The organism is Streptomyces lunalinharesii (assembly GCF_039532155.1).
Taxonomy (GTDB): domain Bacteria; phylum Actinomycetota; class Actinomycetes; order Streptomycetales; family Streptomycetaceae; genus Streptomyces; species Streptomyces lunalinharesii.
In genome coordinates, this window is record NZ_BAAARK010000058.1 from 21,375 (window position 1) to 32,089 (window position 10,715).

The window sequence follows — 10,715 nt, forward strand, 5'->3', positions numbered from 1 at the left end:
CAATTGGAGGGACCGTGCAAACCGATATCGATCCCCGGAGCCTGATCGGCCGCAAAGCGTTCGACCGCAACGGCGCGAAAATAGGGACCGTCGACGAGGTCTACCTCGACGACGCGACGGGCGAACCGGAGTGGGCGGCCGTCCGCACCGGCCTGTTCAGCCGAGACGCCTTCGTCCCCTTGGAACCGAGCAAGATGGTCGGCGACAGCCTGCACATCCCTTACGACCGCAAGCTGATCAAGGATGCCCCGGACTTCGGCGTCGGCCGCCACCTCTCCCCCGAGCAGGAACTCCAGCTGTACCACCACTACCGCCTGGATATCTCCTCACCGGCCACGGACCCCGCCCCGTCGGCCCCCGACTCCGACTTCGGGCGGATCGCCGGCGCGGACGACTGATCCGGTCCGCCCCGCAGCGGCAGGGGCTCCCCCGGCCGCAGCGCCGGATCGTCGACGGCGAAGGTCCGCACCCGCCCCGGTGCGGACCACGGCGTCTCGAACCGCACGGTCACCCTCCCCACGCCACTGCCCTGCACCCAGCCGGCACCGAACTCCTCGTGGACCACGTCCAACCCCGGGTGCCAGCGCCGCGGCGGCTCGGGCCCGGGCTCCGGCTCCCTCGCCGCCTCCGCTTCCGGCCCCGCAACCGCCCCCGCCGCCGCCAGCTCCCGGGCCTCCCGCTCCGTGGCGATCTGGGCGAACAGGTCCTCCTGCGTGAAGTCCGCCAGCCCGGTCACCCCCACGCCCAGCAGCCGCACGCCGCCCGTGGTGTCCACCGTCTCCAGCAGCCTCCCGGCGGCCTCCCGGACGACCGCCGGGTCGTCCGTCGGCCCGCGCAGCGTCTCGGACCGGGTCAGCGTCGAGAAGTCGTAGTTCCGCACCTTGATCACCACCGTGCGCCCGGACCGCCCGGCAGCCCGCAACCGCGCCACGCACCGGTCGGCCAACCGCAGCACCTCGTTCCGCACCCGCGTCCGGTCGGTCAGGTCGACCTCGAAGGTGTCCTCCACCGACACCGACTTCGCATCCCGCTCGGCCACCACCGGCCGGTCGTCCCGACCCAGCGCCATCGCGTACAGCCCGCCGCCGTGCGCCTTGCCGAGCAGCCGCACCAACTCCGCCTCACCGGCCTCCGCGGTCTCGGCGACCGTGTGGATCCCGGCCCGGCGCAGCGTCTCCGCCGTCGCCGGCCCCACCCCGGGCAGCGTCCGCACCGGCATCGGCCCCAGCAACTCCCGCTCGGTGCCCGGCTCGATCACCACCAGACCGTCCGGCTTCGCCGCCTCGGACGCGATCTTGGCGAGCATCTTGGCGCCGGCCAACCCCACCGAACCGGTCAGCCCGGTGGCCGCCCGGATGTCCCGCCGCAGCCGCTCCCCCACGGCCCGCACCGCGGCGGTCTCCGCCGGCACCCCGCCGGCCTCCAGGTCCACGAACGCCTCGTCCAGGCTCAACGGCTCCACGAGCGGCGACAGCGCCCGCAACAGCTCCATCACCGATTCACTCACCTGGCGGTACAGCGTGAACCGGGGACTGAGATAGGCGGCGTTGGGACACAACCGGCGCGCCTGCGCCGTCGGCATCGCCGAACGCACCCCGAAGACCCTCGCCTCGTACGAGGCGGTGGCCACCACACCGCGCGGCCCGATCCCGCCGACGACCACGGGCTTTCCCCGCAGGCTCGGCTTGGCCGCCTGCTCGGCGGCAGCGTAGAACGCATCCATGTCCAGATGCAGGATCGTCGGCGCACGTCTCACACCACCGATGCTGCCGCACACCACTGACAATCGACCCGACCCCGGGCCGGGGACCGCCCCTGCGCCGTCAGCCGGCCCGGTTGCGCCGCCGCGCCAACTCGTCCTGCGGGTTCTTCCCGATCAACGTCTCACCGGTGTCCACCCGCTCCCCGTGGAGCTGCGACAGCGCGCCCTCCACGTCCCGCCAGACCACCCCGACGGCGATCCCGAAGACGCCCTGGCCCCCCTGGAGCAGGTCCACGACCTGGTCGGGCGAGGTGCACTCGTAGACCGTCGCGCCGTCGCTCATCAACGTCATCCGCGTCAGGTCGTCCAGCCCCCGCGCCCGCAGGTGCTGGACGGCGGTGCGGATGTTCTGCAACGACACCCCGGTGTCCAACAGCCGCTTGACGATCTTCAGGACGACGACGTCCCGGAAGCTGTAGAGCCGCTGGGTCCCGGACCCGTAGGCCGGCCGGATGCTGGGCTCCACGAGCCCCGTCCGCGCCCAGTAGTCCAGCTGCCGGTAGGTGATCCCCGCCGCCGCGCACGCGGTCGGTCCGCGGTAGCCGACGTGCTCCGCCGCGCGGTCCCCCGACATCGCAGCGGCCTGTACCGGGCTGCGGTTCGCCGCCGCGCCCGTGTGGAGCGGCAATGCCCCTTCCGCCGCCGTACCGTCGCCGGTGATTGCCACGCCGCCCTCCGTCCTTCACGTCCCGGACGGGACCTGCCATATCGACGGTATGCAGTCACTCGGGGTGCGTCAACGATCGCCGCGCTCGCCACGCCGAGTGATAATCACCCTACGAGTGGTTTCTCGTGACTTGTCACGGGGAAGGGATAACAGGTTGGCCGGAAACTAGTGGGTCCCCTGGCTGATCACTGGTTGGTGCCGAAGTCCTCGGGCGAGATCTGGTCGAGGAACTCGCGGAACTTCTCCACCTCGTCCTCCTGCTCGTCCGGGATGGCGATCCCCGCATCGTCCAACACACCGTCGGTACCGAAGATCGGGGTTCCGGTGCGCAGCGCCAGCGCTATCGCGTCCGACGGACGGGCACTGACCTCGACGCCACTGGCGAAGACCAGTTCGGCGTAGAAGACCCCTTCGCGCAGGTCCGTGATCCGGACCTGCGTCAGCTCCTGCCCCACGGCTTCCAACACGTCCTTGAACAGGTCGTGCGTCAGCGGCCGGGCAGGGACCATGCCCTGCTGGGCGAAGGCGATGGCGGTGGCCTCTCCCGGCCCGATCCAAATGGGCAGGTAACGGTCGCCTCCCACCTCCCGCAGCAGCACGATCGGTTGGCTGGAAGGCATCTCCACCCGGACACCCACGACGTCGAGCTCGTTCACACAGCAACCCTAGGCCGTGCCCGGCCGGTTTGGGTAGTCGGGCACTCGTTTGCTCACGGCAGACGGATGCGCAGCGCGCTCTGCAGCAGCGCCGCGTGCAACCGCACCGACAGCGTGGCCAGCTCCCTGGCGGTGGCCTCGGCATGGGCCCGGGTCTGCGGGTTGCGGTGCCGCCGAAGGGGTGCAACGACCTGCTCGACGAGACCCGCCTCGCGCTCGGCCGACGCCTTCACGGCGCGCAGGTGCCGCGGCTCGAGCCCGAAGCGGCCCAGGTCCGCCACGAGTTTGGCGACGGCGACCGCTTCGATGTCGTATCCGCCGTCCTCGTGGGCGACGATGAGTCCGTACGACTCCCAGCCGGCGAGCGTGGTCTCGTCCACCTCGGTGGCGGCCAGCAGTTCCGACCGGCCGATCCGGGCCGCCGTCGGACGCTCCTCGTCCGGGTCGGAAACACCCTCGACCAGGTCCCTGGGCGGCGTCGCCGGAGCGGGCAGTTGCACCTGCTCGCCCCGCTCCAAGGCGTCGAGGTGCTCCCTGATGACCTTCAGGGGAAGGTAGTGGTCCCGCTGCATCCGCAGCACGCCGGCCAACCGCTCGACGTCGGCCGCGGTGAACTTGCGGTACCCGGAAGGCGTGCGCTGCGGCTCGACCAGCCCCTCGGCTTCCAGGAACCGGATCTTGGAGATGGTGACCTCGGGGAACTCCTCGCGCAGCACGTTGAGCACCGAGCCGATGCTCATCGGTTTGCGATCCGAGGAGGCGGTGCCGGACGAACCGGCACCGCCTGTCGGTGTGTGGCGCATGTGCCTTCCCTGACGGTCAGATGCCGACGCCCCGCTGGCTCGCGTAGAAGACCAGACGGTACTTGCCGATCTGCACCTCGTCGCCGTTGGCCAGGACCACGGACTCGATCGGCTCGCGGTTCACGTAGGTGCCGTTGAGGCTGCCGACGTCGGTGACCGTGAAGCGGCCGTCCGAACCGCGACGGAACTCCACGTGGCTGCGGGAGACCGTCACGTCGTCGAGGAAGATGTCGCCCTGCGGGTGTCGGCCCGCCGTCGTCAGCTCGCCGTCCAGGAGGAAGCGGCTGCCGGCGTTGGGGCCCCGACGGACGACCAGCAGCGCCGAGCCCAGCGGAAGGGCGTCGACGGCCGCCTGGGCCTCCGGGGAGAGCGCGGGCGAGAGGTTCTGCCCGGTTGCCTCCGCGTCGTACGCCTCGATTCCCGAGATGGAGATCGTCGAGGTCGTCTCGGAGGCCCGCTCGGGCCGGTCACCCGCACGCAGGGGCGCACCGCAGTTGGAGCAGAACCGGCTCGCCTCGGCGTTCCGGTGCCCGCACCTCGTACAAACCGGCAAGGTCGACCCTCCACCCGGGTGTGCGGCTGATGGTTCCTGGGAACCTATGCGGCCGGCACCGGAGGGGTCAACAGAACCCGCGCCGTGCCCCCCGGACGGACCGCCGACCTCGTCCCGGAAGAGCGGACGGCCCTCGGACGCGCCTTCTTCCTCCGACCGGCGCGGGGCGCGATGCCGCGCAGAGCCGCCGTCGCCTTCCTGGCGGGCGCTCTTGCCGAACAGCTTTGCAAACAACTTCACGGGCGATTCCCCTTGTACGACACAGACCCGCCCGTGGGGCAGGACGAACCCTCGATGCACACACCGGCCGATCCGGACATCCTGTGAACGTCCGTGGCCTCAAGACAGTTTCCACCACACACCACACGCACGGTGCGTCGACCCCCCGCTACCTCATGCCCTCGCCGGGCCATCACCATACGTAGATGCCTCACTGGGAGGACGACCGAGCGTAGTCAGGCCGCTTTGCCGCCCGCAAGGCGTCCACGATGATCTTCTCTTCACGGGTCACAGACACCTTGGCCTGCTCCTTTTCCAGTGTCTGGACCACTCCGCCGGGGATGTTGAGCGCCGGCTCCAGGTCCTCCGGCTTCCCGATGACCTTGAACCGGTACGGCGGCGTGACGCGCTTGCCGTCGATCTGCACACCGCCCCGGAGGTCCGAGAGGTACGTGCTCGCGACGACGCGAACGCCATTGACCTGGATGGCCTCGGCCCCGGCCGCCCGCAGCTCCTGGATGGTGTCCAACAGCTTGTCCGCCTCCACCGAGTGGTGGGGGTCGTCGATGGTCAGGTTTATGCCGGGCCCTTGCGCCGCGACGGTCCCGGCCAACACACCCAGCTGCTGTTCCTTCTCCACGGTCTGCTTACGGGCCTCCTCAGCCTGGTCCGAGCTGTTCTCCAGCTCGGTCTTCTGTCCTTCCAGGCGCCGCTGCTCGTCCGTCAACCGCTGGGAGCGATTGTCCAGTTCATCCAGAATGCGCACCAAGTCCTCTTGGCGTGCACCTCGCAGCGCACTGCTGTCACTCGTGGAACGTACCTGAATCGCGAGGCCAAGGCCGAGAATGAACAGGAGCAACGCGACGATCAGTTGAGCCCGGGTCAATCTCGGCGGCCACAAACTGGCGCGCAGCCGCTGCCGACCGGTCGTCCGCGGCGACGCGCCCCCCTCGCCCGCAGCCGTGTCCGTGTCGGCCTCAACCGCCGCTTCGGCCCCGTTCTGTCCCGATTCCGGCTGCCGCTCCTTCGCCGCCTCCGGCTGCGGCCCGGGTCCCCGGCCCCGTCCGTCGGCCCAGCCGGGCCTGCGGGGTCGCTCGGGCGGCATCGGCTGCCGCTCGACGGCGTGCTCCGCAGGGGTGTCCTGGTCCGGTCCGGGCCGTGGTTCGGGCCGCTCCTCCGGTGTGCGCTCCGGCTCCGGAGCCTCGTCCGCTGCCACCGGCCTCACGCCCGGAAGACGTGCCGACGGATCGCGGCAGCGTTGGAGAAGATGCGGATGCCCAGCACCACCACGACGCCGGTGGAGAGTTGGGCGCCGACGCCCAACTTGTCACCGAGGAAGACGATCAGGGCGGCGACCACGACGTTCGAGAGGAAGGAGACGACGAAGACCTTGTCGTCGAAGATTCCGTCCAGCATCGCCCGCAGACCACCGAACACGGCGTCCAACGCGGCGACGACAGCGATCGGCAGGTAGGGCTCGACCACCGTCGGCACCACGGGTCGGACGACGATTCCGACCACGACTCCCACGATGAGGCCCAGTACGGCGATCACGATGTGCCCTTCCCTGTGTCGGCACCGTCCGCCTTCGCGGCACCGGCCTTCGGCTTTGCAGTACGTACGGTCAAACTGGGCGCGGGCGGCAGCGTGACCTCGCCCTCCACGGAAATCTTGGTGCGCACGCCGTAGTTCTCCTGCAACACGTGCAGGTACTGACCGTCGGCGCTGTCCTGGAACTCGGTGCTCAACCGCTGCCCGTCCCCCACCGCCAGCACCGTGTAGGGCGGCACCAGCGGCTTATTGTCGACCAGTATGGCGTCTCCCGCGGCCCTGATCGCCGAGAGTGACGTGAGCCGCTGCCCATTGACGGAGATCGCTTCGGCACCGGACTGCCACAGGCCGTTGACGACGCGCTGCATGTCACGGTCGCGCACCCGCCCGGTGTCGGAGAAGTCGCTGCTCTCCCGCGGCCCCCCGGTACCGGCCTCGGACCCCTTGGCGTCGTCCACGACGAGCTTCACGCCCGGCCCGGTGACCTGCGTCGAACCGGCCAGCAGCGCCAGCAGTTCGGCCTTGCCGTCACCGTGCTGCTTGAGCGCCTCGCGCTGCATCCGGTCCACCGTGTCCCGGGTCGAATCCACCCGCTGCTGCTGGGCGTCGGCCTCCCCGGTGCCCTTCTGGATGCGGTGGATCAACTCCTCGCGCTCCTTGGCCAGCGTCGGCGCCGAGACCCGGGCCTGCGCCGCCCCCACGGTCACCACCAGCGCCGCCAGCACCAGACCGGCCGCCAGGCCCAACTTCGCCTGCAGTGTGCGCGGCAGCCCGCCGACGCCCTCGGCCGACTTCCGCGCGGCGGCCTCGGCGTACCCGTCGTCGAGGCTGTGGTCCATCACGTTGGTCAGCAGCGACATGGACGCGTCGGGCCGCCCGGCCGAGGGGTGGGGACTGCTCCGATCGGGGCGCTGCTGCGACATGCCGCACATCGTCGCACGTCGGCGGCATGGTCTCCCAATGGCCCCACCGGCGTGCCGAACGGGTGGCACGCCGGTGGGGAGGGGTCAGCGTCCGGCGCCGTCCACCACGGCCGCCCACTCGTCCAGCAGCTGCTGCGCGGAGGCGTCGTCGGGGCCCTCCGCCCAGAGGTGGGTGACCGCCTCGGCCGGGTCGGGCAGCACCAGCACCCAGCGCCCGTCGGCCTCCACGATCCGCACGCCGTCGGTGGTGTCCACGTCCCGGTCGCCGGCCGCCTCCACGACGTGTCGCATCACCAGGCCCTTGACCGCCCACGGCGTCGCCAGGTCGCGCCGCTGGACGTGCGCCCGCGGGATCCGCGCGTCGATCTGGCTGAGCGTGAGCTGGGTGCGGGCCACCAGACCGATCAGCCGGACGAACGCCGCGGCGCCGTCGAAGACGCTGCTGAACTCCGGAATGATGAAGCCGCCCATCCCGTCGCCGCCGAACACCGTGCCATCCGACCGGCCCACCCGCGTGAGGTCGTCCGGTGAGGTCGTCGTCCACTCGACCTGCGTGCCGTGGTACGCCGCCACTTGCTCGGCGATCCGGGTCGTGGTCACCGGCAGCGCCACCCGTCCGCTGCGTCGGTCGGCGGCGACCAGGTCCAGCATCACCAGCAGCGCACGGTCGTCCTCGATGATGCGACCGCGTTCGTCCACCAACGACAGCCGTTCGCCAACCGGGTCGAAACGCACGCCGAACGCCGCCCGGGCCGAGGCGACGATCTCCCCGAGCCGGACCAGTCCGGCGCGGCGGGCCTCGGCGGTCTCGGTGGGCCGGGACTCGTCGAGACCGGGGTTGATGGTCAACGAGTCGACGCCGAGCCGGCCCAGGAGGCTCGGCAGCACCAGACCGGCGCTGCCGTTGGAGGCGTCGACCACGACCTTCAGACCGGACTCGGCGATGCCCGTGGTGTCCACCGCCCGCAGCATCGCTCCCGTATAGGAGTCGAAGACGCTGGAGGGGAACTGGAGGTCGCCGATCTCCCCGGGGAAGGCCCGACGGTACTCCTGACGGGCGTAGACGCGGTCGAGCTTGCGCTGCCCCCCTTGTGAGAGGTCCGCGCCCCGCTCGTCGAAGAACATGATGTCGACGGAGTCGGGCACCCCCGGCGTGGTGCGCACCATGATGCCGCCGGCACTGCCCCGCGCGGTCTGCTGACGGGCGACCGGCAGCGGTACGTTCTCCAGGTCGCGGACGTCGATGGCGCTCGCCTGCAATGCGGAGATCACGGCACGTTTGAGAGCCCGGGCGCCACGGGAGTGGTCGCGGGCCGTGGTGACCGTGGAGCCCTTCTTCAACGTGGTGGCGTACGCGCCGGCAAGCCGCACGGCGAGTTCCGGGGTGATCTCGACGTTGAGGATTCCCGTCACCCCGCGCGCCCCGAACAGGTGCGCCTGGCCGCGCGATTCCCAGATGACCGACGTATTGACGAACGCACCGGCCTCGATCGTCTTGAACGGATAGACCCGCACGTTGCCCTGGACGATCGACTCCTCGCCGATGAGGCACTCGTCGCCGATGACTGCGCCGTCCTCGATCCGCGCGGCCCGCATGATGTCGGTGTTCTTGCCGATCACACAGCCTCGGAGATTGCTCTGCTGCCCGACGTAGACGTTGTCGTGCACCACCGCCCGATGGAGGAAGGCGCCGCTCTTCACGACGACGTTCGAGCCGACAACGGTGTGTTCGCGGATCTCCACGTCGGCTTCGACCTTGGCGTAGTCACCGATGTACAACGGCCCGCGCAACACCGCGTCCGGGTGCACGTCTGCGCCTTCCGCGACCCACACGCCCGGCGAGATTTCGAAGCCGTCGATGTCGACGTCGACCTTGCCCTCCAGCACGTCGGCCTGGGCCTTCACATAGCTTTCGTGCGTGCCGACGTCCTCCCAATAGCCCTCGGCGACATAGCCGTAGATCGGCTTGCCTTCCTTCATGAGCTGCGGGAAGACGTCCCCGGACCAGTCCACCGGAACATCGGGGTCGACGTAGTCGAAGACCTCCGGCTCCATCACGTAGATGCCGGTGTTGACGGTGTCCGAGAAGACCTGCCCCCAGGTGGGCTTTTCCAGGAAGCGTTCGACCTGGCCGCCCTCGTCGACGATGGTGATGCCGAACTCCAGCGGGTTCGGAACCCGCGTGAGGCAGACGGTGACGAGGGCGCCCTTTTCCTTGTGGAAGCGGATGAGATCGGTGAGGTCGAAGTCGGTGAGGGCGTCACCCGAGATGACGAGGAAGGCGTCGTCCTTGAGGGCCTCTTCGGCGTTCTTCACGCTCCCGGCGGTGCCGAGTGGCTTTTCCTCATTGGCATAGGTGAGCTCCATTCCGAGCTCTTCCCCGTCGCCGAAATAGTTCCGGACGAGCGAGGCCAGGAATTGCACGGTCACGACGGTCTCGGTAAGACCATGCCTTTTCAGTAGCCGCAGTACATGCTCCATGATGGGCCTATTGGCCACGGGGAGCAGCGGCTTGGGCATGCTGGACGTCATGGGGCGAAGGCGTGTTCCTTCGCCGCCGGCCATCACAACGGCCTTCATGTCGGAAGCGTCCTCCTCGAAGAGACGACGGTCTTGCCGACTTCACTTGTCAAGAGCGCCCGCCGGTCTCCCGAACGCGGGCGCCGGGCCTTGGCACGATCTGCCGATTCGGCCTGCTCAGTCGGCCGTGGCGTCCGCCCTGATGATCCTGCGGACCTGGACCACGTAGAGGATCCCTGCCCACCAGTACAGCGCCGTACCCCATCCGGCGAACGCCCATCCGAAAATAGCAGCGAGTGAGTGAAGCCAGCCACTTCCGTCACTGAGCAGCAGCAACGGGAACGCGTACATCAAGTTGAACGTAGCCGCTTTGCCCAGGAAGTTCACCTGGGGCGGACCATACCCGTGACGTCCGAGCAGCCCGACCGCGATCAGCAGCATCAGCTCACGGGCGAGCAGCGCCGCCGTCAGCCAGACCGGAAGGATCTCCCGCCAGGTCAGGCCGACGAGGGTGGAGAGGATGTAGAGACGGTCGGCGGCCGGATCAAGGATCCGGCCGAGGCTGCTGATCTGGTTCCAGCGTCGGGCGAGCTTGCCGTCGAGGTAGTCGCTGACACCGCTGAACGCGAGCACCAACAGCGCCCAGCCATCGGCCTTCGGACCGCCGAATTCCGGCCAGAGGATCAACCAGAGGAACACTGGCACGCCGACCAGGCGCGCCATGCTCAGAATATTCGGGATGGTGAGGACACGATCTGTCTGGATCCGCGTCTCCTGGACCTCCACGCGGAAGCCTCCTGTGCGAAAAATATGCCGATGATGCCCCCGACTTTACCTGGCCCGCGGGCCGCGCCGCGCCCCGGGTCCCCGTTCGGGAACGCAAGAAAGCCCCGTCGGGAACCGGAGTTCCCAACGGGGCTTTCTCTTACATTTAGTTCGGCGGCGTCCTACTCTCCCACAGGGTCCCCCCTGCAGTACCATCGGCGCTGAAAGGCTTAGCTTCCGGGTTCGAAATGTAACCGGGCGTTTCCCTAACGCTAAAACCACCGAAACACTATGAA

General features: G+C 69.3%; 11 protein-coding genes and 1 rRNA gene. 1 reads left to right on the top strand and 11 read right to left on the bottom strand.

The genetic code is table 11. The features are described from left to right. Positions 1-2: 2 nt before the first annotated feature. Entirely contained in the window at positions 3-398 is a 396-nt protein-coding gene (locus ABD385_RS38460; RefSeq protein ID WP_344584582.1) for a PRC-barrel domain-containing protein, read from the top strand. Here the strand turns inward: ABD385_RS38460 and ABD385_RS38465 are convergent. From ABD385_RS38465 to rrf, 11 genes are all read right to left on the bottom strand, one after another. Continuing rightward, the gene (locus ABD385_RS38465) at positions 308-1,756 is read right to left on the bottom strand and encodes a DNA polymerase IV (protein WP_344584569.1); all 1,449 of its coding nucleotides are present in this window, start codon (positions 1,754-1,756) and stop codon (positions 308-310) included. The two genes, ABD385_RS38460 and ABD385_RS38465, sit on opposite strands and share 91 nt — an antisense overlap. A 67-nt stretch (positions 1,757-1,823) precedes the next feature. Continuing rightward, entirely contained in the window at positions 1,824-2,429 is a 606-nt protein-coding gene (locus tag ABD385_RS38470) for a MerR family transcriptional regulator (protein WP_344584570.1), read from the bottom strand. A 185-nt stretch (positions 2,430-2,614) separates the two neighbouring features. After that, a complete protein-coding gene (locus ABD385_RS38475) occupies positions 2,615-3,085 on the bottom strand; it encodes a bifunctional nuclease family protein (protein WP_016571419.1) in 471 nt (156 codons plus the stop codon). A 53-nt stretch (positions 3,086-3,138) separates the two neighbouring features. Continuing rightward, complete coding sequence (gene ftsR / locus ABD385_RS38480) at positions 3,139-3,888, bottom strand: transcriptional regulator FtsR (protein ID WP_344584571.1); 750 nt, start codon at positions 3,886-3,888, stop codon at positions 3,139-3,141. Positions 3,889-3,904: 16 nt separating this feature from the next. Continuing rightward, entirely contained in the window at positions 3,905-4,441 is a 537-nt protein-coding gene (locus ABD385_RS38485) for an FHA domain-containing protein (protein ID WP_344584573.1), read from the bottom strand. A gap of 430 nt (positions 4,442-4,871) precedes the next feature. Beyond that, on the bottom strand, positions 4,872-5,765 hold the full coding sequence (locus tag ABD385_RS38490; RefSeq protein WP_344584584.1) for a DUF881 domain-containing protein: 894 nt from the start codon (positions 5,763-5,765) through the stop codon (positions 4,872-4,874). 116 nt (positions 5,766-5,881) lie between these two features. Beyond that, positions 5,882-6,214, bottom strand: coding sequence for a small basic family protein (locus tag ABD385_RS38495; RefSeq protein WP_016578706.1), 333 nt, complete (start codon positions 6,212-6,214; stop codon positions 5,882-5,884). After that, positions 6,211-7,134: a DUF881 domain-containing protein gene (locus ABD385_RS38500; protein WP_344584575.1), complete on the bottom strand. Its 924-nt coding sequence runs from the start codon at positions 7,132-7,134 to the stop codon at positions 6,211-6,213. Before ABD385_RS38500 ends, ABD385_RS38495 begins: the two co-directional genes overlap by 4 nt. An 84-nt stretch (positions 7,135-7,218) precedes the next feature. Next, complete coding sequence (locus ABD385_RS38505; protein ID WP_344584577.1) at positions 7,219-9,714, bottom strand: sugar phosphate nucleotidyltransferase; 2,496 nt, start codon at positions 9,712-9,714, stop codon at positions 7,219-7,221. Between the two features lie 117 nt (positions 9,715-9,831). Beyond that, positions 9,832-10,440 carry a cardiolipin synthase ClsA gene (clsA, locus tag ABD385_RS38510; RefSeq protein ID WP_344584579.1) on the bottom strand — a complete coding sequence of 203 codons (609 nt, stop codon included), beginning with the start codon at positions 10,438-10,440 and terminating at the stop codon, positions 9,832-9,834. A gap of 148 nt (positions 10,441-10,588) precedes the next feature. Next, positions 10,589-10,705: ribosomal RNA gene (gene rrf, locus ABD385_RS38515) — 5S ribosomal RNA — on the bottom strand. Positions 10,706-10,715 lie beyond the last annotated feature (10 nt).

Excerpts from the sequence above, each read along its gene's own strand:
- ABD385_RS38505 (WP_344584577.1), bottom strand. The coding sequence starts at position 9,714 with ATGAAGGCCGTTGTGATGGCCGGCGGCGAAGGAACACGCCTTCGCCCC.
- ABD385_RS38490 (WP_344584584.1), bottom strand. The coding sequence starts at position 5,765 with ATGCCGCCCGAGCGACCCCGCAGGCCCGGCTGGGCCGACGGACGGGGC.
- ABD385_RS38500 (WP_344584575.1), bottom strand. The coding sequence starts at position 7,134 with ATGTCGCAGCAGCGCCCCGATCGGAGCAGTCCCCACCCCTCGGCCGGG.
- ftsR (WP_344584571.1), bottom strand. The coding sequence starts at position 3,888 with ATGCGCCACACACCGACAGGCGGTGCCGGTTCGTCCGGCACCGCCTCC.